The sequence below is a fragment of the Roseomonas sp. OT10 genome (assembly GCF_020991085.1).
Classification (GTDB): domain Bacteria; phylum Pseudomonadota; class Alphaproteobacteria; order Acetobacterales; family Acetobacteraceae; genus Roseomonas; species Roseomonas cutis.
In genome coordinates, this window is record NZ_CP087719.1 from 4,744,609 (window position 1) to 4,768,016 (window position 23,408).

20 protein-coding genes and 2 riboswitches are annotated in these 23,408 nt (G+C 73.0%); of the genes, 10 read left to right on the forward strand and 10 right to left on the reverse strand.

Annotation, left to right across the window (positions count from 1 at the left end; translation table 11 throughout):
* Positions 1 to 14: 14 nt before the first annotated feature.
* On the forward strand, positions 15 to 1,655 hold the full coding sequence (locus LPC08_RS21610; RefSeq protein ID WP_230450294.1) for a complex I subunit 5 family protein: 1,641 nt from the start codon (positions 15 to 17) through the stop codon (positions 1,653 to 1,655).
* Positions 1,656 to 2,132: 477 nt separating this feature from the next.
* Here the strand turns inward: LPC08_RS21610 and LPC08_RS21615 are convergent, their stop codons facing one another.
* The gene (locus LPC08_RS21615) at positions 2,133 to 3,407 is read right to left on the reverse strand and encodes a D-amino acid dehydrogenase (protein ID WP_230450295.1); all 1,275 of its coding nucleotides are present in this window, start codon (positions 3,405 to 3,407) and stop codon (positions 2,133 to 2,135) included.
* A gap of 57 nt (positions 3,408 to 3,464) precedes the next feature.
* Positions 3,465 to 3,560, reverse strand: a riboswitch (glycine riboswitch).
* A 3-nt stretch (positions 3,561 to 3,563) separates the two neighbouring features.
* Positions 3,564 to 3,665, reverse strand: a riboswitch (glycine riboswitch).
* Positions 3,666 to 3,928: 263 nt separating this feature from the next.
* Between LPC08_RS21615 and LPC08_RS21620 the strand changes: the two genes are divergently transcribed.
* The gene (locus tag LPC08_RS21620; RefSeq protein ID WP_230450296.1) at positions 3,929 to 4,069 is read left to right on the forward strand and encodes a hypothetical protein; all 141 of its coding nucleotides are present in this window, start codon (positions 3,929 to 3,931) and stop codon (positions 4,067 to 4,069) included.
* Between the two features lie 199 nt (positions 4,070 to 4,268).
* On the opposite strand, the gene LPC08_RS21625 is transcribed toward LPC08_RS21620, so the two are convergent.
* Complete coding sequence (locus tag LPC08_RS21625; protein ID WP_230450297.1) at positions 4,269 to 5,873, reverse strand: gamma-glutamyltransferase; 1,605 nt, start codon at positions 5,871 to 5,873, stop codon at positions 4,269 to 4,271.
* Positions 5,874 to 5,973: 100 nt separating this feature from the next.
* Positions 5,974 to 6,888 carry a pyruvate, water dikinase regulatory protein gene (locus LPC08_RS21630; RefSeq protein WP_230450298.1) on the reverse strand — a complete coding sequence of 305 codons (915 nt, stop codon included), beginning with the start codon at positions 6,886 to 6,888 and terminating at the stop codon, positions 5,974 to 5,976.
* A 322-nt stretch (positions 6,889 to 7,210) separates the two neighbouring features.
* Between LPC08_RS21630 and hemE the strand changes: the two genes are divergently transcribed.
* The 6 genes from hemE (at position 7,211) to LPC08_RS21660 (ending at position 14,178) form a co-directional block, all read left to right on the forward strand.
* Positions 7,211 to 8,257 carry a uroporphyrinogen decarboxylase gene (gene hemE / locus LPC08_RS21635; RefSeq protein ID WP_230450299.1) on the forward strand — a complete coding sequence of 349 codons (1,047 nt, stop codon included), beginning with the start codon at positions 7,211 to 7,213 and terminating at the stop codon, positions 8,255 to 8,257.
* Between the two features lie 116 nt (positions 8,258 to 8,373).
* Positions 8,374 to 9,012: a Maf family protein gene (locus LPC08_RS21640; protein ID WP_230450300.1), complete on the forward strand. Its 639-nt coding sequence runs from the start codon at positions 8,374 to 8,376 to the stop codon at positions 9,010 to 9,012.
* Positions 9,013 to 9,204: 192 nt separating this feature from the next.
* Entirely contained in the window at positions 9,205 to 11,853 is a 2,649-nt protein-coding gene (gene leuS, locus LPC08_RS21645; RefSeq protein WP_230450301.1) for a leucine--tRNA ligase, read from the forward strand.
* Entirely contained in the window at positions 11,831 to 12,412 is a 582-nt protein-coding gene (lptE, locus tag LPC08_RS21650; protein ID WP_230450302.1) for an LPS assembly lipoprotein LptE, read from the forward strand. Before leuS ends, lptE begins: the two co-directional genes overlap by 23 nt.
* Before the next feature lie 16 nt (positions 12,413 to 12,428).
* Complete coding sequence (gene holA / locus LPC08_RS21655; RefSeq protein ID WP_304622038.1) at positions 12,429 to 13,466, forward strand: DNA polymerase III subunit delta; 1,038 nt, start codon at positions 12,429 to 12,431, stop codon at positions 13,464 to 13,466.
* Between the two features lie 61 nt (positions 13,467 to 13,527).
* Positions 13,528 to 14,178, forward strand: coding sequence for a DUF3060 domain-containing protein (locus tag LPC08_RS21660; protein WP_230450303.1), 651 nt, complete (start codon positions 13,528 to 13,530; stop codon positions 14,176 to 14,178).
* 41 nt (positions 14,179 to 14,219) lie between these two features.
* Here the strand turns inward: LPC08_RS21660 and LPC08_RS21665 are convergent, their stop codons facing one another.
* From LPC08_RS21665 to LPC08_RS21695, 7 genes are all read right to left on the reverse strand, one after another.
* A complete protein-coding gene (locus tag LPC08_RS21665) occupies positions 14,220 to 15,059 on the reverse strand; it encodes a ParB/RepB/Spo0J family partition protein (RefSeq protein WP_230450304.1) in 840 nt (279 codons plus the stop codon).
* Positions 15,056 to 15,904 carry a ParA family protein gene (locus LPC08_RS21670; protein WP_304622039.1) on the reverse strand — a complete coding sequence of 283 codons (849 nt, stop codon included), beginning with the start codon at positions 15,902 to 15,904 and terminating at the stop codon, positions 15,056 to 15,058. The genes LPC08_RS21665 and LPC08_RS21670 overlap by 4 nt, the downstream gene beginning before the upstream one ends.
* Complete coding sequence (rsmG, locus tag LPC08_RS21675) at positions 15,891 to 16,484, reverse strand: 16S rRNA (guanine(527)-N(7))-methyltransferase RsmG (protein ID WP_230450305.1); 594 nt, start codon at positions 16,482 to 16,484, stop codon at positions 15,891 to 15,893. Before rsmG ends, LPC08_RS21670 begins: the two co-directional genes overlap by 14 nt.
* Complete coding sequence (gene mnmG / locus LPC08_RS21680; protein ID WP_230450306.1) at positions 16,481 to 18,349, reverse strand: tRNA uridine-5-carboxymethylaminomethyl(34) synthesis enzyme MnmG; 1,869 nt, start codon at positions 18,347 to 18,349, stop codon at positions 16,481 to 16,483. The genes rsmG and mnmG overlap by 4 nt, the downstream gene beginning before the upstream one ends.
* Positions 18,350 to 18,871: 522 nt before the next feature.
* Positions 18,872 to 19,747: an ABC transporter permease gene (locus LPC08_RS21685; RefSeq protein WP_230450307.1), complete on the reverse strand. Its 876-nt coding sequence runs from the start codon at positions 19,745 to 19,747 to the stop codon at positions 18,872 to 18,874.
* A complete protein-coding gene (locus LPC08_RS21690; RefSeq protein ID WP_230450308.1) occupies positions 19,744 to 20,520 on the reverse strand; it encodes an ABC transporter permease in 777 nt (258 codons plus the stop codon). The genes LPC08_RS21685 and LPC08_RS21690 overlap by 4 nt, the downstream gene beginning before the upstream one ends.
* Before the next feature lie 62 nt (positions 20,521 to 20,582).
* Complete coding sequence (locus LPC08_RS21695) at positions 20,583 to 21,734, reverse strand: extracellular solute-binding protein (protein WP_230450309.1); 1,152 nt, start codon at positions 21,732 to 21,734, stop codon at positions 20,583 to 20,585.
* Between the two features lie 251 nt (positions 21,735 to 21,985).
* On the opposite strand from LPC08_RS21695, the gene LPC08_RS21700 reads away from it, so the two are divergent.
* Together LPC08_RS21700 and dapB are read left to right on the forward strand one after the other, a co-directional pair.
* Complete coding sequence (locus tag LPC08_RS21700) at positions 21,986 to 22,414, forward strand: PRC-barrel domain-containing protein (protein ID WP_230450310.1); 429 nt, start codon at positions 21,986 to 21,988, stop codon at positions 22,412 to 22,414.
* Positions 22,415 to 22,514: 100 nt separating this feature from the next.
* The gene (gene dapB / locus LPC08_RS21705; RefSeq protein ID WP_230450311.1) at positions 22,515 to 23,294 is read left to right on the forward strand and encodes a 4-hydroxy-tetrahydrodipicolinate reductase; all 780 of its coding nucleotides are present in this window, start codon (positions 22,515 to 22,517) and stop codon (positions 23,292 to 23,294) included.
* Positions 23,295 to 23,408: the final 114 nt, after the last annotated feature.

Here is a 23,408-nt window from a genome sequence, read left to right on the forward strand (position 1 = left end):
CCGGCGCGGCCGCGATGAGCGTGCTGCTCCTCCTGATGCTGCTGCTTCCGGCGGGGATGGCGCTGGCCTGCGTCGCGCCGCGCTGGCGGCAGGGGATGCTGGCCTGGCTGGTGGTGGCGCCGCTGCCGGCCCTGGCCGCCGCCCTGCTGGCCGCGGACGCCCCGCCCCTCCTGCTGCCGCCCGCCCGGGCGGGCATGCACCTCGCCCTGGACCGGCCCGGCGCGCTGCTGCTGGGCGGCGCGGCCCTGCTCTGGAGCGCGGCGGGCGCCTATGCCGCCGCCTATCTCCGCGGCCAGGCACGCAACGGGCCCTTCGCCGTGTGGTGGCTGCTGACCCTGCTCGGCAACCTGGGCGTCTTCGTCGCCGGCGACCTGATCACCTTCTACCTCGCCTTCGCCTTCGTCAGCCTCGCCGCCTATGGGCTGGTGGCGCATGACGCGACGCCCCGGGCCTACCGCGCCGCGGCGATCTACCTGGTCCTGGCCGTGCTGGGGGAGATCGCGCTGCTGGGCGGCTTCGTGCTGCTGGCCGCCGCCGCGCCGGACGGCAGCCTGGCGATCGGCGGGCTCGTTGCCACCCTGCCGGGCTCGCCGGTCCGGGGGCTGACCCTCGGGCTGCTGGTGGCGGGCTTCGGGCTGAAGGCCGGCCTGGTGCCGCTGCATGTCTGGCTGCCGGTGGCGCATCCGGCGGCGCCGATGCCCGCCTCGGCGGTGCTGAGCGGCGCCATCGTCAAGGCGGGCATCATCGGGCTGATCCGCTTCCTGCCGCTGGACGGCGCCGGCGGGGCCGCCGGCTGGGCGGACGCCTGGGGACAGGCCCTGGCCGCGGCGGGGCTGCTGACCGCCTTCTACGGCGTCGCCCTGGGCGTGACGCAACGGAACCCCAAGACGGTGCTGGCCTATTCCACCGTCAGCCAGATGGGCGTGGCCATCGCCGTGCTCGGGACGGGGATGCAGGCGGCGGCCCCGGGCACCGCCTTCCTCGCCGCCTATTACGGCCTGCACCACCTGCTGGCGAAGGGGGCGCTGTTCCTCTCGGTCGAGATCGCCGCCGCCTGGGCCGGGCGGCACCCCTGGCCCGTCCTGCTGCCGGTGGCGGTGGTGGCCCTGGGCATGGCCGGGCTGCCGCTGACCGGTGGCGCGCTGGCCAAGCTCGCGGTGAAGCCGGCGCTCGGCTACGGGCCGGTGGGCGTCCTCGCCACCCTCTCCGCCGCGGGCACGGCGCTGCTGATGCTGCACCTCATGCGCCTGCTGGCGGAGGTCATGCGCGCCCCCGCACCCTCCGCTCCGCCGCCCGCCGGGATGCTCGCCCCATGGGCCCTGATGCTGGCCAGCGCCCTGCTGGTGCCCTGGTGGTTCTACCCCGGCCCGGTGGCCGAGGCGCTGGCCTTGCCGGCGCTGTGGGATTCCGCCTGGCCCGTGCTGCTGGGCGCCGTGCTCTTCGCCGGGCTGCGCCGCCGGAGCGACCGGCTGCCCGCCGTGCCGGAAGGCGACGTGGTCCTGCTGGGCCTGCAAGCCTGGGGCTTCGCCGCCCGGGGCGCCGGGCCGCTGGTGCGGCTGGAGGCCCGGCTGCGCGAATGGACCATGGCTGGGATCGCACTGCTGGCCGTCGCGGCGGCACTGGTCGCAACGATGCTCGCCGGACTGCCGTCGTAGCCCGCCGTTCCGCGGATCCAGCCGGGATGGTGGCCTCTCAGCTCGCGGGCTGCGGCGCGCGGCGTGATGTGGGCCGGCCGCTGCCGGACGGGCGCCCGTGGCCCGGGGGCAAGGCGCTGCCTCGCCCCCGTACCCCCACTCCGCCAGGACCCTGCGGGCCCTGGACCCGATCAGCGCTGCCGCGCAGATGACTGCGACGGGGTCACGGCGCCGAGGAGCTGGGCTCCTCGGCGGGACCGGCCGCCGCAATCGCGGACGCTCTCTGAAGCTTTCTCGGAGTCCCGCCTGTCCGTGTTCCGTCAGGGTTCAGCCCGCAGGCTGACGCCCACCGCACAGAACCAACTCCCAGCGGGGACCGGGGCCCGCTTGTGGCCCCGGCAGGGGAGGGTCTGGGAGGGGACGGCGTCCCCTCCCGGTCCGACGCCCGAACACCACAGCGCCACGGGCCAGGACAGCAGCCCCCCGTGCGCTCCCGCGTCAGGCGGCGCGGGCGAACGGGACCACTGGGGCGGCCATGGGCCGGGCGTCGCCGCCGGGGATGGCGTCGGCCACCATTTGCGCCGTGGCGGCGGAGAGGGTCCAGCCCAGGTGGCCGTGGCCGGTGTTGTAGAACACGCCCGGCCGGCTGCCGGCACCGATGCGGGGCATCAGGTTCGGCGTCATCGGCCGCAGCCCGGCCCAGGGCACGCAGCGCGCGGTGCTGACCTCCGGGAACAGTTCCTCCGTCCACTTCACCAGCGGGCGGATGCGGTCCATGCGGATGTCGCGGTTCTCGCCGTTGAACTCCGCCGTGCCGGCGACGCGGAAGCGGTCACGGCCGAGCCGGCTGGTGACGATCTTGGTCGCGTCGTCCAGCAGGCTGACATGCGGCGCCGCCGCCTGGCTGCGGGCGTCGTCCAGGTGCACGGTGATGGAGTAGCCCTTCACCGGATAGACGTTGATGCGGTCGCCCAGCATTGCGGCGAAGCGGCGGCTGGCGACGCCGGCGCAGATCACCACGGCATCGGCGCGCAGCGTCTCGGCCACGGCGGCGGCTTGGCCGGCCGGCTTCCAGGCGATGGTGATGCCGCCTTCGGCGTGGCTGATGCCGGTGACGTCGGCCCCGAACAGGAAGCGCGCGCCGCGGCGCAGGCAGGCATCGGCCAGGCCGCGCGTGTACTTGTGGATGTCGCCGGTGGAATCGGACGGCGTGAAGAAGCCGCCGTACCAGCTGCCGTGCAACGTCGGCTCGATGGCGCGCATCTCCTCCGGCGTCACCGCGCGGCGGTCCAGCCCGCCTTCGGTCAGCAGGCCGTTCACCCGCGCGGCGGCGTCGAAGCCCGCCTTGTCGCGGTAGACGTGCAGGATGCCGCGATGCTCGACGTCGAAGCCGAAGCCCTCCTCCTCGGCGATGGAGAAGAGGTACTTGCGCGCCTCGATCGCCAGCTTCGTCGTGGCGATGGTGTTGGCGCGATAGTTCCGGATGTGGGAGACGAACTCGCCCAGCCAGGAATACTTGTGCGCGGAGGGCTTCGGGTTCAGCAGCAGGGGCGCATCCGCCTTCAGCATCCACTTCATCCCCTTGAGGATGGTAGCGGTGCTGTTCCAGACCTCGGCGTTGCAGGCGGAGAGCTGGCCGCCATTGGCGAAGGAGGTCTCCATCGCGGCATAGCGATGGCGGTCGAGGACGACCACGTCGTGGCCACGCTGCAGCAGCGCATGCGCGGTGGTGACGCCGGTGATGCCGGATCCGATGACGGCGACGGTGCTCATGGCACGCTCCAGGACATGAGGGCTCGCAGCGGAGGCGCTCCCGGCCTCCCTGCCCCCATCTGTCCCTGCACCTGAGAGCTTACCCCCCACGGCATCCGGGCGGACGCCAAGGGGACCCCTTCGGTGGACGCCACGCGGCGCCTCTCTCCAGATCATCCTCGCAACGCGGTTCCGGGTGCCTGAGAGTTTCCTGGGGGGTTGCTCCGTCGGCGGCCAACCGGTCCGATGAACCGGTCGACACTCTCCCGCGTTGTTCAGCGGATGCCGGGCTTTTGCGCTCCTCCCCCGGTGGCGTCAACGCAAATCTCGCGGGCAGGCCAGCCCGTTCCGGGCTGTAACCGCCGTGTTGTCATGCCGAATGCCGGGGTTTAGTGCAATCCGGTCACAGACGAATGCCAGGGCTGCATGTCGCGCCCGCGATGCCTGCAACCCGTCCCGGCATGCCGGGTTACGCGCAGACAACGGACCCGAAAGGCCCAGACATACGCGTCATCAAGTCCCTGCTGGCAGCCCTCCTGGTGATGGGTGGCCTGGCCGCCTGCACGGGGAGCGACCGTACCTTCGGCGAACGGGTGCGCGACACCGTCGACCCGCCCAGCGGGCCCGTGGAGAGCGCCGGCCGTGCCGTCGACCGTGCCGTCGACCGGGTGAAGCCCAACTGAGGCGCGTGACACTCTCCGCCAGCCTGCCATGAAGGCAGCGGCGCCGCCGGAAGGGGGGCAGGGCCTTTCCTCCCTGGCGGCGTCGCAGCCCATCGTCCGTCACGCTGGATCGGTCGAGCGCAGCATCCGTCGGCCAGCGAACCGCTCGGTGGAACGCGCGCGGACATGACGGAAGCCGCACGCGCTGATGCCAGCACCGTCAGCGCGCGGCGACGGCGGCTGACCAGGGCGACATCACGTCGCTGATCCCGATGGCATCCTCGCCCACGCGCCGGACCAGGTTCGGGCAGGCGAAGTTCACCGGCAGCACGGCATGCTCCACCTCCACAAGGGTCCCATCCGCCGCCAGCCCCTCGCGTGTCGCCGCGTCCAGCCGGCGGTCGGCGGTGGCACCTTCCGACCCGGAGACGTCGATGCGCGGCTGCGCCGCCGCGTCTTCCGGCGACAGGCCGAAATCCAGCGTATAGGCCAGCATCTGGTAGACGCTCGCCAGGATGCGACGCCCGCCGGAGGCGCCCGCCGCCAGGATCGGTCCCGCGCCATCCTTCGCCGAGACGGTAACGGGGCACATGTTGCAGAGCGGCCGCGCGCCGGGACGGATGGCGTTGGGGCTGCCCGGGGCAGGGTCGAACCACATCACCCCGTTGTTCATCAGCACCCCGGTCGCCGGCAGCACCACGCGGCTGCCCATGGAGGAAAGCAGGGTGGTGGTGACGGAGACCATCATCCCCTCCCCATCGACGACGGTCAGGTGCGTCGTGCAGGTCTCAGCCGGCTCGGGCGTGGGCACGGCATCGGCGCCCAGCCCTGCCAAGCGTTCGGCATAGGCCTCGCGCATCGCGCGCGCCAGGGCGTGGTACCAAGCGGCGTCCGGCGCGGCGCCCGGGGCCACGGCGGCCATGGCGCGCACCACCGCCGCCAGGGTCGGGGCGGCGGTCAGGCCGCCGGCGGAGTGGATGGTGTGGGTGCCGCGCCAGTCGATCGGCACGGCTGGCCGTACCTCGGCGCGGTAGCCCGCGAGATCCTCCGCGGTCACCCAGCCGCCCATCGCCGCGATGTCGGCCGCGAGGTCGGCCGCCACCCCGCCCTCATAGAAGTCGCGCAGCCCCGCCTCCTGCAGCCGCTCCAGCGTCGCCGCCAGCCGGCCCTGCGGCAGGAAGCCCGGATTGCCCTGGTAGGGCGGGATGGGCGGCAGGCCGTCCGGCAGGTAGATCCGCGCGCTTTCGGGGTAGAGCCGCAGCACCTTGGCGGAGTTCGCCACCTTCAGCAGGGTGAACCAGTCTTGCGCCAGCCCGCGCCGTGCCAGCGCCACCGCCGGCGCCAGCAGGTCGCGCACCGGCATGCCTGTGCCGAAGCGCTGGCGCAGCAGGTCGTAGCCGGCCACCGAGGAGGGGATGACGAAGGTCAGCGGCCCGTGGATGTTGCGGTCGCCCACCACCTCCGGCCAGGCGAAGAGGTCCTGCTTCCACTTGCCGGTCAGCGGGAAGGCGGAAGGATCGACGCCCTTCGGCGCCACGGGCCCGAAATCCACCACCTGGGCCTCGCGCGCCCCGGCCGGGTGCACCACCGCGAAGCCGATGCCGCCCAGGCCGCTGTTCCAGGGCTCGGCGGTCGCCAGGGCGAAGGCCGCGGCCACGGCGGCATCTGCCGCGTTGCCGCCTGCCTCCAGCACCGCCACCCCCGCCTCGGCGGCGGAGCGCGACTGGCTGGCCACGATGCCCTTCCGCCCCCGCGCCGCGGGCTTGGTCACCTGCCAGTGCTGCGAGACATGCGGCGCCGGAACGTAGTCGGCCAGAGCAGTCATGATCCTCGTCTCCCCGAAGCGTCGGGGCCTGAGGCTCCGCCCGGATCGCCCGGTCCGCAACCCCGCCCGGGACGCACGGCCGCCAAAGGGCAGCGCCCCGCTACTGCTGCGGGGCGCCGAACACCACCGCGGCCGGATCGCGCGGGGCCTGCGGCTCCTCCGTGGCGGGCGGCGGGGCGGACCGCCGGGCGCGCAGGTGCCAGGCCTCCTTCAGCTGCAGCACGGTGGCGGCGGTTTCCTCGATGCTGCGCTTGGTCACGTCGATCACCGGCCAGCCGCGGCTGGTGCAGAGGCGCCGGGCGGCCAGGATCTCCGCCTTCACGGAATCCTGGTCCACGTAGTCCGTCGTATCCTGCCGCACCCCGGCGCCGCCGATCATGCGCAGGCGGTGGCGGCGGATCTCGATCAGCGCATTCACGTCGATGGTCAGGCCGATGACCGGGCAGGGCGGGTTGTCCAGCTCCGCCGGCAGCGGCGCCCCGGGCACGATCGGTACGTTGGCCGCCTTGATGCCGCGGTTGGCCAGGTAGAAGCAGGTCGGCGTCTTGCTGCTGCGGGAGACGCCGACGAGGCAGACATCCGCCTCGTGGATCCCCGCCGTTCCCTGGCCGTCGTCATGGGCCAGCACGTAGTGCATGGCGTCGATCCGGCGGAAATAGTCGGCGTCCAGCACGTGCTGGGCGGCGCGCTTCTCCTTGGCGCTCTCGCCGATCTCCTGCTGCAGCAGATCCAGGGTCGGGTCCAGCACGGACAGGGACTTCACCCCCAGCCGGGCGCAGAACTCCTCCAGGCTGTGCCGGATGGACCGGTCGGCGATGGTGTAGAGCACGGGGCCCGGCTCGGCCTGGATGCCTTCCAGCACCTGCTCCAACTGGAAGCGTGACCGCACCAGGAACCAGCGGTGCTGGACGGCGTGCGGGTCCTCGAACCGGGCCAGGGTCGCCCGGGCCAGGGAGTTCAGCGTTTCGCCAGTGCTGTCGGAGACGAGATGAAGGTTCAGCGAACGCACCGGCATGTCAGGCTCCTCGGAGGTCAGGGGAGAATAGCGGGGATTGGCCTGGGAGTCGGGGATAACTCCGGCCTGACTCCGGACCCCCTGGGAGAGTCGGGGATGCCGAGTCACAGGCCGTCCCATCGGGGAAGGATGAGTCAGGAGGGGGTCGTGACTCGGGGGCGACTCCGGCCGACTCGCCCCGACTCACCGAGTCACGGCCCTCTGGAATCTGTGGATAACCTGCCCCTCCGCCTGTGGAACCGCTGTGTCCCGGTTATCCACAGGCATCCACCAGCCACCACAACCCTTCTCTGACTCATTCTTTTCGAGTGAAAGAGACGCCATGGACCAAGCGGACAAGCCCTTCCTGCGCACCCTGGCCGGGGAAGCCGTCTGGCCGCCCCCCATCTGGCTGATGCGCCAGGCCGGACGCTACCTGCCGGAGTACCGGGACGTGCGGGCCCAGGCAGGGGATTTCATCTCCCTCTGCACCAACCCGGAGCTGGCGGCGGAGGTGACTCTCCAGCCCCTGCGCCGCTACGGCTTCGACGCCGCCATCCTGTTCAGCGACATCCTGATGGTGCCCTGGGCCATGGGGCAGCCCCTGCGCTTCGCCGAGGGCGAGGGGCCCCTGCTGGAGCCGCTGCGCGACGCCGCGGCGATCAACGGGCTCTGGACGGCGGGCGTGGCGGAACGGGCGGCCCCCATCCTGGAGACCGTGGCGCGAGTCCGCAGCTTCCTCGATGTCCAGCACCAGCGGACCGCCCTGATCGGCTTTGCCGGCAGCCCCTGGACCGTCGCCTGCTACATGGTGGAGGGGCGCGGCGGCGGCGAGTTCGCCCACGCCCGACGCATGGCCTATGGCGACCCGGCCCTGTTCGGCCGGCTCATCCGCAGCCTGACCGACGCCACGGCGGAATACCTCCTCGCCCAGGTCGCGGCCGGTGCGGAGGCGCTGATGCTGTTCGACAGCTGGGCGGGACTCCTGCCCCCCTCCCAGTTCCGCCGCTGGGTGATCGAGCCCACCGCCGAGCTGGTGCGGCGGCTCCGCAAGCAGCTGCCGCACGATTTCCCGCTGATCGGCTTTCCCCGGCTCGCCGGGCCGCTGCTGGTGGAATACGCGCAGAGGGTGGGGGTGCAGGCGGTCGGGATGGACACGGCGATGGACCCGCGCTGGGCGGCCGCCAACGTGCCGCAGGGCATCGCCCTGCAAGGCAACCTCGACCCGCAGGCCCTGGTCAGCGGCGGCGCCGCGCTGGAGGCGGAGGCACGCTCCCTTCTGGCCGCCATGCGGGGACGGCCCTTCATCTTCAACCTGGGCCACGGGATCGTGCCGCCGACTCCGCCCGAGCATGTGGCGGCGCTGGTCCGGCTGGTGCGGACCGGCTGACGCCTCTGCTCATTCCAGGAGTCCATCCGATGCCCGATCTCCCCCTGGTGACCCGCCGGCCCGGCCCGCCTGGCAGACCGTGGCCGGGCGGCGGCCACCGGGCGGGCGCCTGAGCCATGCTGCAGGCGGAAACCCCGGCGCTGGTCCTGGCCAGTGCCTCGCCGGCCCGCATCGCGATGCTGCGCGCCGCCGGCCTGCGCTTCGACGCGATGCCGGCCGCCGTGGACGAGGCCACCATCAAGGAAAGCGCCCAGGCGGAGGACTACCCGCCCGCCGAGGCCGCCCTGCTCCTGGCCGAGGCCAAGGCCGCCCGCATCGCCGGCCGGCTGGAGCGGCACGGCGGCGCGGACGCGCTGGTGATCGGCTGCGACCAGCTCCTGACCTGCGAGATCGACGGCCGCGAGCGCTGGTTCGACAAGCCTGCCGACCTGGCCGCCGCACGCGCCCACCTCACCCAGCTGCGCGGGCGCACCCACCGCCTGCACACGGCGGTGCTGTGCTGGCGTGGCGGCCGCCGTGTCTGGCAGCACGTGGCCACCCCGCGTCTGACCATGCGCGACGTCTCCGACGCCGTCCTGGACGCCTACCTGGCCGCCGAGGGAGACGCCCTCCTGTCCTGCGTCGGTGCCTACCGGCTGGAAGGACCCGGCGTGCAGCTCTTCGACCGGGTCGAGGGCGAGCACAGCGCCGTGCTCGGACTGCCGCTGCTGCCGCTGCTGGGCTTCCTGCGCCAGCACGGCGTCCTGCCGCGCTGAGCGCGCGAGGCCCCATGGCGGTCGGCTCCGTGGCCCCCGGGCCGCGGTCCGGGGGAGGGAACGCCCCCGTCGGGCCATGGGCGTCCGCGCCACCCTGCGCCGCAAGCGCGCCACCTGCCCGCCATCTCCGCTTCCCAGCCGCGCGCGCGCGGCCTAATCCTGCGGGCCCCGCTTGCTGATGACACACGGCTGATGAACGACGTCTCCCCGCCCGCCCGATATGATTTCGCCATGGCCGAGCCGCGCTGGCAGGCCGAATGGGAGGCGCGCGGCTGCTTCGCCGTGCCGGACGTGCCCGATGGCAGCAGGCCCAAGAGCTACGTGCTGGAGATGTTCCCCTATCCCTCGGGGAAGATCCACATGGGGCACGTGCGCAACTACACGCTGGGCGACGTCGTGGCGCGGCACAAGCGGGCCACCGGCCATGCGGTGATGCACCCGATGGGCTGGGACGCCTTCGGCCTGCCGGCGGAGAATGCGGCGCGGGAACGCGGGGTGCATCCGGCGGCCTGGACCTACCAGAACATCGCCAACATGCGCGCCGAGCTGAAGCGCATGGGCCTGTCCATCGAGTGGGACCGGGAGTTCGCCACCTGCGACCCCTCCTACTACGGCCAGCAGCAGGCGCTGTTCCTCGATTTCTGGCAGGCCGGGCTGGTCGAGCGCAAGGAGAGCTGGGTCAACTGGGACCCGGTGGACGGCACCGTGCTGGCCAACGAGCAGGTGATCGACGGGCGCGGCTGGCGTTCCGGCGCGCTGGTCGAGAAGAAGTCGCTGAACCAGTGGTTCCTGTCGATCACGAAATACGCGCCCGAGCTGCTGGCGGCGCTGGACGGGCTGGACCGCTGGCCCGAGCGCGTGAAGCTGATGCAGGCCAACTGGATCGGCCGCAGCGAGGGCGCGCGGGTGCGCTTCCCGCTGACGCAGGCCGTGGATGGGCCAACGGGACAGATGTCGGAGGTGGAGGTCTTCACCACCCGCCCCGACACGCTGTTCGGCATGTCCTTCCTGGCCGTCGCCGCCGAGCACCCGTTGGCGACCGCCGCCGCCGCGCGCGACCCGGCCGCCGCGGCCTTCGTGGCCGAGTGCCGCGCCATGGGCACCTCGGAGGCCGCGATCGAGCAGGCGGAGAAGCGCGGCTTCGACACGGGCTTCCGCGTCGCGCACCCCTTCCTCGAGGGCGCGACCTTCCCGGTGTGGATCGCGAACTTCGTGCTGATGGAATACGGCACGGGCGCGATCTTCGCCTGCCCGTCGGGCGACCAGCGCGACCTGGACTTCGCGCGCAAGTACGGGCTGCCGGTGCCGCCCGTGGTGCTGCCGCCCGGGGCCGACGCCGCGACCTTCGCCATCGGCGACACCGCCTTCACCGAGGACGGCACGCTGTTCAACTCCGGCTTCCTCGATGGGCTGGACACGAAGGTGGGCAAGCGGAAGGCCATCGAGGCGCTGGAGGCGAAGGGCGCCGGCCAGGGCGTGGTGAACTGGCGCCTGCGCGACTGGGGCGTTTCCCGCCAGCGCTACTGGGGCTGCCCGATCCCGGCCATCCACTGCGACGCCTGCGGCGTGGTGCCGGTGCCGAAGAACCAGCTTCCGGTGACGCTGCCGGAGGACGTGGACTTCTCGAAGCCCGGCAACCCGCTGGACCACCACCCGAGCTGGAAGCACGTCGCCTGCCCGCGCTGCGGCGCCGCGGCGCGGCGGGAGACGGACACCTTCGACACCTTCGTCGACAGCTCCTGGTACTTCGCCCGCTTCACCGCGCCGCACGCGGGCACGCCGCTGGTGGCGGAGGCGGTGAACCACTGGCTGCCGGTGGACCAGTATATCGGCGGGATCGAGCACGCGATCCTGCACCTGCTCTACTCGCGCTTCTTCACCCGCGCGCTGCACGGCATGGGCAAGCTGGCGACGCCGGAGCCCTTCGCCGGTCTCTTCACCCAGGGCATGGTGACCCACGCCTCCTACCGCGCCGCCGACGGCCGCTGGCTGTATCCGGAGGAGGTGGAGGTCGCCCCCGACGGCACCGCCACGGCGAAGGCGACCGGCGAGGCCGTGGCCATCGGCCGCGGCGAGAAGATGTCGAAGTCGAAGAACAACACCGTCGATCCGGGCGCCATCATCGGCCGCTACGGCGCGGACACGGCGCGGTGGTTCATCCTCTCCGACAACCCGCCGGAGCGCGACATGGAGTGGTCGGAGGCCGGGGTCGCCGGCGCCCACCGCTTCGTGCAGCGCCTGCATCGCCTGACCACCGCCGCGCTGGACGGCCTGCCCTCGCCCGACGAGACGGAGCGGCTGCTGGCCGGGCTGGACCCTGCCCGCGACCGCGCGGCGCTGGCGCTGCGGCGGGAGACGCACGGCGCCATCGCCGCCGTCTCGACCGCGCTGGAGACCTTCGCCTTCAACGTCGCGGTGGCGCGCATCCACGGCCTGGCCAATGCCATCGGCGAGGCGTCGGACACGGCCCCCGCGACGGGTGCCGCCCGCCGCGAGGCGCTGGAGACGCTGCTCCGCCTCGCCGCGCCCATGATGCCGCATCTGGCGGAGGAGCTATGGTCCCTGCTGCGTCCCCGTCACGGCCCGGAGGGAGAGGCGCGGCTGGTGGCCGAGCTGCCCTGGCCGGAGGCCGACCCCGCGCTGCTGGTCGCCGATACGGTGAAGATCGCCGTGCAGGTTCTGGGTAAGCTGCGCGCCACCATCGAGGTCCCCGTGGGGGCCCCGGAGGCCGACATCCTGGCGGCCGCCGAAGCGGAGGAGAACGTGCAGCGTGCCATCGCCGGCAAGCCCATCCGCAAGCGCATCCATGTGCCCGGCCGTGTCGTCAACTTCGTCGTCTGAGGCCCGGCCCGGCGGCCCCTCCCGGCGCGGCGTGCTGCGCGGCGGGCTGCTGGGCGGCGTCGCGGCGGCGCTGGGCGGCTGCGGCTTCCAGCCGCTCTACGCCCCCGGCGGTCCCGCCCGCCCGGCGGTGGGCACCGCCACGGCCGAGGAACTGGCGGCGGTGCGCGTCGGGGTGATCCCCGACCGCATCGGGCAGCTTCTGCGACGCTCGCTGCAGCAGCAGCTGGAGAAGACCGGCGGCGCCGGCGTGCCGGCCCGCTACGACCTGCGGGTCAGCGTGCAGCTCGGCGTCGAGCAGGAGGGCTTCCGCCGCGACGGCACGCCGACCCGCAGCCGTGCCAGCGCCACGGCCCCCTGGTCGCTCTACACCACCGCCACGCCGCCGGTGCAGGTCGCCAGCGGCACGGAGCGGAGCTTCGATGCCTGGAACCTGCCGGACAACCAGTTCTTCGCGGCGGATATGAGCTTCAACGCCGCCCAGCGCCGTCTGGTGGACGAGGTGGCCTCGGGCATCGTCGAGAAGGTCGCCATCGCCCTGGCCAACCGCACCGCCGCCTGACCGGCGGGGCTGCCCCATGCCCAAGGTCGAGCCCCGGCGCCTCGCCGCCTTCCTGCGCGATCCCGGGCCGGTGCGCCTGGTGCTGCTGCATGGCGAGGATGCCGGGCTGGTGCGCGAGCGTTCCGAGGCGCTGCGCCGGGCCGTGCTGGGGGAGGGGGACGATCCCTTCCGCCTCGCCGAGCTGAGCCGCGAGCAGGCCGGCCGCGGCGGTGCCCTGGCCGGCGAGGCGGCCGCCCTTTCCCTGACCGGCGGCCGCCGCGTCGTGCGGGTGCGCGACGCCACCGACGCCCTGGCCCCCGCCGTGCGCGAGATGCTGTCCTCCCCGGGCGAGGCGCTGGTGTTGCTGGAGGCCGGCGAACTGCCGCGCTCCTCCCGCCTGCGTGCCGTCGTCGAGGGGGCCGGGCCGGTCGCCTCGGTCGAGTGCTGGCGGGAGCGGGGGTCAGAACTGTCCGCCAGCATTGCCGCCATCCTGCGCGAGCAGGGCGTGACCGCCGAGCCCGCCGCGCTGGACTGGCTGGCGGAGAACCTGGACGAGGATCGCGGCCTGCTCCGGCGCAGCCTGGAGACCCTGGCGCTCTATGCCGGCCCGGGAGGGACGGTGGGGGAGGAGGACGTGCTCGCCTGCCTCGACGAGGGCGGCGATGCCGATATCGGTGCGGCGCTGATGGCCGCGACGGCCGGCGACCTGCCGCGGGCGGATCGCGGCATCGACCAGGCCCTGGCCGAGGGAACCCACCCCGTGGCCGCCATCCGCGCCGCGCTGCGCCATGTCCAGCGCCTGCATCTGGCGGCCCTGGCGGTGGCCCAGGGGCAGCCGCCCGGCACCGCCATGCAGGCATTGCGGCCGCCGGTCTTCTTCCGCGACAAGCCGGCCTTCGAGCGGGCCCTGGCCCTCTGGCGCCCGGCCGCCCTGGCCGAGGCGGGGGCATCCCTGTTGCGGGCGGAGGTCCGGGTGAAGAGCGGGGGCACGGGCCGTCCCGTGCCGGACCGCGCCGTGGCCCGCGAGGCGCTGCTCGCCCTGGCCCGGACCGCGCGCGCCGCCGCCCGCCGATAGGCGGCGCAACCGCACGGCCGGTGGCGCGTCCTTCCCGTTACGTGGCGGGAGGGGGCAAGCGATGACCCGGTATGGCGGCATGCTGACGCTTCTGGCGGTCCTGGCGGCCGCCCCGGCCACGGCCCAGACGCTGGAGCTGCGCGGCAACGGGCAGGAGGCGGAGCAGGATTGCGCCGGACGGGACGTGCTGGTCCGCGGCGACGGGAACCGCCTGACCCTGCGGCAAGGCTGCCGCTCCCTCAACGTCGAAGGCCAGCGCAACCGGATCGAGGCGGAGCTGGCGGACGGGGCGGACGTGGAGGTCCGTGGGGACGGAAACCGTATCGCCTATCGGACCCTGCCGGGCGAGGCGATCGGGCGGCAGCTGGTGGAAGGGCAGGACAGCCGCATCGAGGCCTCGGGCCCGGATGCGGCCATGCCCCGGGGCGGCCCGCCCCTGTCCATCGCCGGGGACGGGCTGCGGCAACAGAGCGATTGCGCCGGCCGCGATGTCACGGTCCGCGGCAACCGCCTCGACGTGGAGCTGCGCGGCGGCTGCCGCTCCCTGCGGGTGGAGGGGCAGTCCAGCGAGGTGCGGGCGGAGCTGGAGCCCGGAGCGAAGGTGACGCTGCGGGGGAACGCCCTGCGCCTGCTGTGGCGGCTGAGCGCACCGGGACCGGAACCGGTGATCGATGGGCAGGGGCAGGCGATGGACGTGCGCCGCGCCGGCTGAGGCCCGAAAGGTCGGCGCGTGCCTCGCCTGCCATCCAGGCGTTATCTCGGCGTCAGCAGCTGCAGCAGTCCGTCCAACTGGTCCAGGTCGCGCCAGGACAGCACCAGCCGGCCGCCCTTGCCGGAGCGTTGGATGGCGACCTTTGTCCCCAGCCGCTCTGACAGATCCCGCTCCAGCGCCCGTGTCTCCGGATCGCTTGCGCGCGGTGCCAGCGGACGGCCGGCGGCGGCGGCCAGTGCTTCCGTCTGGCGCACGTTCAGCCCGCGCGTGATCACCATCTCCGCCAGCTTCTGGGGATTCTCCGCCGTCAGCAGGGCACGGGCGTGGCCGGCGGTCAGGCTGCCGCGGGAGAGCAGGTCGCGGACCTTCGGCGGCAGGTTCAGCAGCCGCAGCGTGTTGGCGACGTGGCTGCGGCTCTTGCCGACGACCTGGCCCAGGGCATCCTGCCGCAGGCCGAACTCCTCCGTCAGCCGGCGGTAGCCCTGGGCTTCCTCCAGCGGGTTCAGATCCTCCCGCTGCAGGTTCTCCACCAGCCCGGCGGCCATGGCGGCCCGGTCGTCCAGCTCGCGGATGACCACGGGCACGTCGTGCAGCCGCGCCTGCTGCGCCGCGCGCCAGCGCCGCTCGCCGCCGACGATCTGCCAGGTTCCCGGCGCGCCGGGCTTCGGCCGCACCAGGATCGGCTGCAGGACGCCATGCTCGCGGATCGAGGCGGTGAGCTCGGCCAGCGCCTCGGGCTCCATCGGGCCGCGCGGCTGGAAGGGGCCGGGCTCCAGCGCCTCGATCGGCAGGTTGCGCTGGGTCTCCGCCGCGGCCGTCACCGGGGCGTCCCCCAGCAGGGCGGAAAGGCCCATGCCGAGGCGGGAGGGCTTGCGGCTCATGCCCGGTTCCCCTTGGCCGCCCGCTTCTGCCTCCGCTCACGCTTCCGCAGCTCCGCGGCGAGGCGGATATAGGCCTGGGCGCCGGCGGAGCGCACGTCGTAGAGGATCACCGGCTGCCCATGCGACGGTGCCTCGCTCACCCGCACGTTGCGCGGGATGGTCGTCTCGAACACCTTGTCCTTGAAGAAGGCCCGGACATCGGCGGTCACCAGCTCCGACAGGTTGTTCCGTCGGTCCACCATGGTCAGCACGATGCCCTCCAGTTCCAGCGCGGGGTTCAGGGTGCGGCGGACGCGTTCCAGCGTCCGCGAGATCTGCGACACGCCCTCGAGCGCGAAGAACTCCGCCTGCAGCGGCACCAGCACGGACTGCGAGGCGACCAGGGCATTCAGCGTCAGCAGGCCCAGGGAGGGCGGGCAGTCGATCAGCACGCGGTCATAGCCGGCCAGCGCCTCCGCACCCTTGGACAGCGCATCGGAGAGGCGATGCTCACGATGTTCCACGTCGACCAGCTCGATCTCCGCCCCGGCCAGGTCGGCATCCGCGGCGAGCAGGGAGAGGTTGGGCACCACGGTCGGACGCACCAGCTCCGCCAGGGGCCGCTCCCCGGTCAGCAGCGCGTAGCTGCCCGCGCCGCGCTGGTTCCGCGCCACGCCGAGGCCGGTGGAGGCGTTGCCCTGGGGGTCCAGGTCGATCACCAGCACCCGCTCCGCTGCTGCGAGGGCGGTGGCGAGGTTCACCGCGGTGGTGGTCTTGCCGACGCCGCCCTTCTGGTTGGCGAGGGCGATCCGTCGTCCGGGCAGCGGTCCCGGCGCGGGGTTGGGGCGAGGTTCAGGGCCCGACACGTCGTATCCCGGTGATTCGGAGGAGGGTCGCGGACGGGTCGGTCCGGCTGGGGAACCGCTCCGTCGTCATGGTCCACGTCGCGGCGGCCTGGGTCAACTCGGCCTCCGCGGTGCGGCCCTTGGGGAAGAGGGCGGTGCCACCCGGCGCCAGCAGGCGCGCGGCATGGCCGAGCAGGATATCGAGCGGCGCCAGGGCTCGCGCCGTCAGCACGCCCAGCGGCGGCAGCGAGACATCCTCGATGCGCCGGGCATGGACGCTGACATTCGCCGCTTCCAGCTCGCCCGCCACGGTCTGCAGGAAGGCCGCCTTTCGTCGGTCGGCCTCCACCAGGTGCCAGGGCCGCCGCGGATCGGCCAGCGCCAGGACCATTCCGGGCAGGCCGCCACCGCTGCCGATATCCGTCCCCGGCGCCGTCCCGGCCGGCAGCAGCGGCAGGAGCTGCAACGAATCCTCGACGTGGCGCTGGCGGAACTGGGCGGCATCGCCGGGGGCGATCAGGTTGATGCGGGCATTCCAGCGCAGCAGCAGCGCGGCGTAGGCGTCGAGCCGCCCGGCCGTTTCACGTGAAACGGGGGTCATGCGGATTGGTGTGCCGGGGCCATGCGGCGGAGATGCCCGGCCAGGGCCGCGATGCCGGCCGGGGTGACGCCCGGCACGCGTCCCGCCCCGCCCAGCGTGGCCGGCTGCGCCGCGGAAAGACGCTGCCGCATCTCGGTGGAGAGGCCGGCCACGGCAGCGAAGTCGAAGCCGCGCGGGATGCCCAGCCGCTCCTCCCGCTCCAGCAGGTGCCGTTCCGCCTCCTGGCGGCGGAGGTAGGGGGCATACAGCGCCTCCGCCTCCACCTGCGCCAGGACGCCGCGCGGCAGGCCGCGAAGCCAGGGGAAGGCGGCTGCGGCATCGGCCATCGGCAGGGCCAGGACCTCCAGCACGTTACGGCGCTTGCCGTCGCGGTTCACGGCGACGCCCTGTGCGGCCAACTGGTCGGGCGTCGCCTCCTCCGCCCTGGCACGGGCCAGGGCGTCCGCGACGGCGGCGGAGAAGGCGCGATGGCGGGCTGCCCGCTCCGCTCCGACGCAGCCCCACCCCTCGCCGATCGTCGTCAGGCGCAGGCCGGCATTGTCGGCCCGCAGCGACAGCCGGTGCTCGGCCCGCGCCGTCAGCATGCGGTAGGGCTCGCTGACGCCCTGGGTGACGAGGTCGTCCACGAGCACGCCGAGATAGGCCTCGCCACGCAGAAGCACCCGCTCCTCCGTGCAGCCTCCGGCCAGTCGCGCGGCGTTCACCCCCGCCAGCAGGCCCTGGGCCGCGGCCTCCTCATAGCCCGTGGTGCCGTTCACCTGACCGGCGAGGAAGAGGCGCGGCACCGCCTTCGCCTCCAGCGTGGGGCGCAGCGCCCGGGGATCGATGTGGTCGTATTCGACGGCGTAGCCGGGGCGCAGGATGACGGCGCGCTCCAGCCCGGGGATGGTCGCGATCATCGCCGCCTGCACCTCGGCCGGCAGGCTGGTGGAGATGCCGTTCGGGTAGACGGTGTGATCATCCAGCCCCTCCGGCTCCAGGAAGATCTGGTGCCGCTCGCGCTCCGCGAAGCGCACGACCTTGTCCTCGATGGAGGGGCAGTAGCGCGGCCCGCGTCCGGTGATCTGACCGGAATGGATCGGCGCCTGGTGCAGGTTGGCGCGGATCACCGCGTGGGTCCGCTCCGTGGTCGCGGTGATGCCGCAGGCAACCTGCGGATTGGTGATCCGGTCGGTCAGCCAGGAGAGCGGCTCGGGCTCCGCATCGCCCTCCTGGCGCTCCAGCGAGGCCCAGTCGATGGTCCGGCCATCCAGCCGCGCCGGCGTGCCGGTCTTCAGCCGGGCTATGGGCAGGCCCAGGCCCGCGAGCGCAAGGGCCAGCCCGACCGATGCCGGGTCGCCGACCCGTCCCGCCCTTTCGCGATGCGGGCCGACATGGATCTCGCCGCGCAGGAAGGTGCCGGCGGTGACGACCAGCGCACCGCAGCCCAGCCGCTCGCCACCATCCAGGCACACGGCGGCGATGCCCCCGTCCGCACCGCGCTCGATCCCCTCCACCGCCGCCTCGCGGATGGTCAGGCCCGGCGTATCCGCCAGCAGGCGTTGCACGGCGGCGCGATACAGGGCGCGGTCGGCCTGCAGGCGCGGGCCGCGCACGGCGGGTCCCTTGCTGGCGTTCAGCACCTTGAAGTGGATGCCGGCAGCATCGGCGGCGCGGGCCATGATGCCGTCCAAGGCATCCACCTCGCGCACCAGATGCCCCTTGCCCACGCCGCCGATGGCCGGGTTGCACGACATCTCGCCGATGCGGTCACAGCGGTGCGTCAGCAGCAGCGTGCGCGCACCGCACCGGGCCGCCGACGCGGCGGCCTCCGTGCCGGCATGGCCGCCGCCGACCACCACGACGTCCCAGAACCTGTCACTCATGGGCGCGGTATAGCCCCGCTGCGGCACGATGCCAGAGACAGCACGAGGATGCCGGGTCGCGATTTCTGCGGCAGCCCACTCCCGGGGACACGCCACGTTCCCCCGGGCCCCTCTGCCGGACCCACAGGGAATACCCGGACGGAGGGCTACCCGACGACGGGTCGAAGGCTGCCAGGGCCGACGCCACGGTGGCCCGCTGGGAGTTGGCTCGAGGCGATGGGCATCCGCCTGGGGGCTGAACCCTGACAGAGCGCGGACAGGTGGGACTCCAGAAAAAAGTTGTAGGCGTCAGCGAGTGCGGGGGCCGTACCCGCCGAGGAGCATGGCTCCTCGGCGCTGTGACCCCGTATCAGGCTGTCCCGCGGCAGCGCCGATCGGGTCCAGGGCCCGCAGGGTCCTGGCGGAGTGGGGGTACGGGGGCGAGGCAGAGCCTTGCCCCCGGGCCACGGGCGCACCCCGCGCCGGCACGGATCTACGCATCCCGCTGCCGGTATGATACGGGCGGCCGTCCGGAGGAGGTTGCTACTTCCCGACCCCCGCCAGCACGTCGGCGCGCAGGAAGCGTTGCACGGCCAGCATGAACAGCACGCTGGGCACCAGGAGGATCAGGGCGGTGATGGCCGCCACCTGCATGTTGCCGCCAGCGGCCGCCGAATAGAGCAGGAGGGGCAGGGTCTGCACCTCCGGCGCGCCGACGAAGAAGGAGGCGGTGAACTCGTCCAGGCTTTCGAGGAAGACGAAGACGGCGCTGGCGGCGATGCCCGGCGCGGCCAGAGGCAGGGTGACGGACCAGGCGGCGCGCAGCGGCGAGCCGCCCAGGCTGCGCACGGCCATCACCAGCCGCTCGTCCACCGCGGCGAAGGCGGCGGTCGCGATCCAGACGGAGTAGACGAGGCCGTGGGCGGCATGCACCAGCACCACGCCCAGGACGGTGCCGTTCAGGCCGAGGGCGAAGAAGACCTGGGCCACGTTGATGGTGACGGGCAGGCTGGGGAAGGCCTGGGGCAGCAGGAAGGCCAGCATGATCAGCGCTCGCGCCGGCAGCCTTGCCCGCGCCAGCGCCCAGGCGGCGGGGACGGAGACGGCGAGGCAGAGGAGCGTCGTCAGCGCCGCGATCCAGACGGAGAGCCACAGGCTCTCCATCGCCTGTCCCTCCGGCCGGAAGACGCGCTGCCAGTAGCGGAAACCCCAGGCGGAGGGGAGGCGGTTCGGCCAGTACCAGGCCTCCGCCAGGCTCCAGAGCACGAGGTTGGCCAGCGGCCCGAAGATGGCGAAGGCGAAGGCGCCCAGCAGTACGGCGCGCGGCAGCCAGCGCCACCAGCCGGTGCCGGGGTTCGCCAGCCAGCGCGCGGGGACCGCCGCGCGCGGCAGGGGGCTGGAAGAGGGGGCCGCGCTCATGCCGCGCGCTCCTTCAGGCTCTGGCGCAGCCAGATCCAGGCGACCGCCCCGGTCATCAGGCAGGCGATCACGCCGAGCGCGTTGGCCGTGGCGTAGTCGCCCAGCGAGTTGATCCGCCACGCCATCGGCACGGTCAGCATCGAGGGGCTCTGCCCGCTGATCATCAGCGGCACGGAGAGCACGCCCATCATGGTGACGAAGGAGAGGATCAGCGCCACCCCCAGGCTGCGCCGCACCTGCGGCAGCACCACGGCGGCGAAGACGCGCCACCGCCCGGCGCCCAGCCCCTGCGCCGCCTGGACCTGCCGCTGGTCCAGCGCGGCCATGGCGCCGGCCACCAGCAGGGTGGCGAAGGGCATCTGCTTCCACACGAAGGTCAGCACGATGCCGCGCCAGTCGAGGAAGGAGGTCGCCCAGGCTTCCGGCATCAGCCCCGCCGCGATCAGCGCGCCGTTCATCAGCCCGTTCTGCCCGAGGAAGCCGCGCATGCACTGCGCCGCCACCACGAAGGGGATGAAGAGCGGCCAGCGGTAGAGCCAGGCCAGCGCCGCCCGCGCCGGGGCGCAGCGTCCGAGGGTGAGGTAGCCGCCGATGGCGCAGGCGCCGATCCCGATCAGCACGGTGGCGGAGCCGGCGATGGCGAGCGTCACCAGCACGTCGGCGCGGTACAGCTCCCAGGCGCGGACGAAGTTCGCCAGCGTCGGGCCGGCCGGAGACGCGAAGGCCCCCCAGGCGGACATGGCGAGCGGCAGCAGGAAGAAGCCGGCCACCATGGCCAGCGCCGGCGCGACGAGGAGCAGCGGCAGGACGGGCCTGCCGCGCTTCGGCGTGGCGCTCAGTTCAGCACCACCCGCTCATAGGCCTCCTGGATCGCCTTGAAGTAGTCCGCCTGCGGCATCGGCCGGGCGCCCCTGGCCAGCGCCTCCGGGCCGACGTCGCGGAACAGCCGGTCCCAGGTCGCCTGGTCGAGCTGCGCGCGCACATGCTGCGCGTCGATCCCGGGCAGCCAGTTGAAGCGCTTCACGATGCCCTCGGCCTGCACCGGCGGGCTGGTCGCCAGCTCGATGAACTTCCGCGCCAGCTCGGCATGCGCCGCGTCCTTGGGGATGACGTAGTACATCGGCTGGCCGGGCATGCCGCTTTCCGGCAGCACGAGGCGGAAGGCGGGGTTCAGCCGCCCTTCCGCCTGCCAGGTGTAGAACATGTCCATCCAGACCGGGCCCATGTCGATCTCGCCGCGGTTCATCGCGTCCAGCGTGCCCGCATTGCCCGGGGTGATGACGGCGTTGGCGTTGAACGCCTTCAGCCGCTGCAAGGCCGGCGTCAGCGCCGCGACGCCCTCCGCGTCGAAGGGCCCCTCGATCAGCCGCTTCTGGTCGGGGCCGAAGGCATAGGCCCAGCCGAAGACGAAGCCGACGCCCGCCATGCCGCCACGGATGCCGTTGTAGCCGAAGCGCTTCGGATGCGCCTTCACCCACTCCTCCAGTGCGGCGTAGGTGCGGGGCGGCTCCGGCACGCGCTGCGGGTTGTAGGCGATGGCGATCTGGCTGTTGAACATCGGCATGACATAGCCGTCGACGTTCTGGCCCAGTGCGTTGCCGGCCACCGCCGCCGTGGTCAGGTTGCCCGTGCCGAGATCGCCGCGATAGCGCGCGAGCAGCCCCTCAGCGACCATCCGCCCGCTCATCGACTGGTGCACCACCGCCACGTCCACGTCGCTGGCCGCCGCGCCGGCGCGCTTCTGCGCCTCCAGCCGCTCCCAGATGCGCTGGCTGCCGGCATCGCCCGGGCCGGTGCCCACGGCGCGCACGGTCACGCCCGGATTCTGGCGCTGGAACATCGGGCCCAGATAGTCGGTGATGTAGTCCACCATGTTCTGGTCGCCGGCGGTCATCACCGTCAGCGTGGTGCGCTGCTGGGCGAGGGCGGGCGACAGGGTGGCGGCAAGGGGCAGGCTCGCGGCGGCGAGCAGCGAACGGCGGCGCATGGCGTTTCTCCCTTCGGGAAAGCGTGCCGGCGAAATATCCGTTCCGCAAGTCCGTTTTCTGACAGGAACGTTGCAATCACGGGGCAGAGTCGCGAGCCTGCCGACGGGGGGCAGGACCATGCCCGTCCGGGGGTTCCGCCGCGCCGGAACAGGCAACCCGGAGAGGGGGCCAGGTGTTTTATCCGCGAGGTCCCGGTCGGCCGGTGAAGCTGTGTCCGGGCCATTCCGAAACGGCAGCGAGGGAGTGAGCGATGAGCGCGACCACTGGCAGCTACATGGGCGCGGACGCCATGGTGACGCCGTCCGGCGACCCGGAGAACACGGAGAGCCGCCGCCTGATCTCCGCCGACAAGGTGGAGGGCACCGCCGTGTACAACCGCGAAGGCGAGCGCCTTGGCACGGTCGAGGACATCATGCTCGACAAGGTCAGCGGCAAGGTCGCTTTCGCGGTGATGAGCTTCGGCGGCTTCCTGGGCATCGGCGAGAAGTACCATCCGCTGCCCTGGGCCACCCTGAGCTATGACGTGCAGCAGGGCGGCTATGTCGTCGACATGACACGCGAGCAGCTGGAGGGGGCACCGTCCTACGGCGTGGATGAGAACGTGGACCTCAACGACGACAGCTATGGGCGTCGTGTCTACGACTACTACAAGGCGCCTTACTGGAACGCCGGCATCTGATCCCTCGGGCAGGCCGATGAGGGCGCGGGAGCGATCCCGCCCCCTTTTCGCTGCCTGCGGCCTGGGGCAGGAACCCTCCTGACAGCGAGGGGAACAAGATATGGCCGCACGCATCGGCATCCTGGGCATCGCCGGCCGCATGGGCCGGCTCCTGGCGGAGGAGATGACCGCGGCGGGGGCCACCCTGGCCGGCGGGACGCTGCGCGCCAGCAACCCCGGTGGGACCGGCTATCCGGTCTTCCCCGATGTCCCCGCGCTGCTGGCCGCCTGTGACGTCGCCATCGACTTCACCCATGCCTCCGCGGCTGCCGGCCATGCCGAGGCCGCCGCACGCGCCGGCAAGCCTCTGATCCTGGGTACCTCGGGCCTGTCCGCCGCCCAGGAGGAGGCGGTGGCCGCCGCGGCACGGCGCATTCCCCTGGTCTATGCGGCCAATTTCGCACCTGGCGTGAACCTGCTCTTCGCCCTGGCCCAGCGCATGGCCGCAGCCCTGCCGCCCGAGCAGTACGATGCCGAGATCGTGGAGATGCACCACCGCCAGAAGGTGGACGCACCCTCCGGTACCGCCCTGGCCCTGGGCCGTGCCGTGGCCCGCGGCCGCGGCACCACGCTGGAGCAGGCGGGGGTGGAGAGCGGCCGCGACGGCCATGCCGGAGCCCGCAGGACGGGCGCCATCGGCTTCGCCGCCCTGCGCGGCGGGCAGGTGGTGGGCGAGCACACCCTCCTCTTCGCCGCCGGCTCCGAACACATCGCCCTGACGCACCGCTCCTTCGACCGCCGCGTCTATGCCACCGGTGCCGTGCGTGCCGCCCTGTGGGCACTGGGGCGCCCGCCGGGGCTCTACGACATGCAGGACGTGCTCGGGACGGCCGCGGGCTAGGACGGGGCCATCCCCGGCGGCCCGGCCGGGGGAGGTGGACCGCTTGGCCGGCCACGATCCGAACCATGGCCGGCCGGTCCGGTATCCGGCAAACATGGTGCCGGATGGCGCGGT

Excerpts from the sequence above, each read along its gene's own strand:
- LPC08_RS21610 (WP_230450294.1), top strand. The coding sequence starts at position 15 with ATGAGCGTGCTGCTCCTCCTGATGCTGCTGCTTCCGGCGGGGATGGCG.
- LPC08_RS21615 (WP_230450295.1), bottom strand. The coding sequence starts at position 3,407 with ATGAGCACCGTCGCCGTCATCGGATCCGGCATCACCGGCGTCACCACC.
- LPC08_RS21620 (WP_230450296.1), top strand. The coding sequence starts at position 3,929 with ATGGGTGGCCTGGCCGCCTGCACGGGGAGCGACCGTACCTTCGGCGAA.
- LPC08_RS21625 (WP_230450297.1), bottom strand. The coding sequence starts at position 5,873 with ATGACTGCTCTGGCCGACTACGTTCCGGCGCCGCATGTCTCGCAGCAC.
- LPC08_RS21630 (WP_230450298.1), bottom strand. The coding sequence starts at position 6,888 with ATGCCGGTGCGTTCGCTGAACCTTCATCTCGTCTCCGACAGCACTGGC.
- hemE (WP_230450299.1), top strand. The coding sequence starts at position 7,211 with ATGGACCAAGCGGACAAGCCCTTCCTGCGCACCCTGGCCGGGGAAGCC.
- LPC08_RS21640 (WP_230450300.1), top strand. The coding sequence starts at position 8,374 with ATGCTGCAGGCGGAAACCCCGGCGCTGGTCCTGGCCAGTGCCTCGCCG.
- leuS (WP_230450301.1), top strand. The coding sequence starts at position 9,205 with ATGAACGACGTCTCCCCGCCCGCCCGATATGATTTCGCCATGGCCGAG.
- holA (WP_304622038.1), top strand. The coding sequence starts at position 12,429 with ATGCCCAAGGTCGAGCCCCGGCGCCTCGCCGCCTTCCTGCGCGATCCC.
- LPC08_RS21660 (WP_230450303.1), top strand. The coding sequence starts at position 13,528 with ATGACCCGGTATGGCGGCATGCTGACGCTTCTGGCGGTCCTGGCGGCC.
- LPC08_RS21665 (WP_230450304.1), bottom strand. The coding sequence starts at position 15,059 with ATGAGCCGCAAGCCCTCCCGCCTCGGCATGGGCCTTTCCGCCCTGCTG.
- rsmG (WP_230450305.1), bottom strand. The coding sequence starts at position 16,484 with ATGACCCCCGTTTCACGTGAAACGGCCGGGCGGCTCGACGCCTACGCC.
- mnmG (WP_230450306.1), bottom strand. The coding sequence starts at position 18,349 with ATGAGTGACAGGTTCTGGGACGTCGTGGTGGTCGGCGGCGGCCATGCC.
- LPC08_RS21685 (WP_230450307.1), bottom strand. The coding sequence starts at position 19,747 with ATGAGCGCGGCCCCCTCTTCCAGCCCCCTGCCGCGCGCGGCGGTCCCC.
- LPC08_RS21690 (WP_230450308.1), bottom strand. The coding sequence starts at position 20,520 with ATGGTGGCCGGCTTCTTCCTGCTGCCGCTCGCCATGTCCGCCTGGGGG.
- LPC08_RS21695 (WP_230450309.1), bottom strand. The coding sequence starts at position 21,734 with ATGCGCCGCCGTTCGCTGCTCGCCGCCGCGAGCCTGCCCCTTGCCGCC.
- LPC08_RS21700 (WP_230450310.1), top strand. The coding sequence starts at position 21,986 with ATGAGCGCGACCACTGGCAGCTACATGGGCGCGGACGCCATGGTGACG.
- dapB (WP_230450311.1), top strand. The coding sequence starts at position 22,515 with ATGGCCGCACGCATCGGCATCCTGGGCATCGCCGGCCGCATGGGCCGG.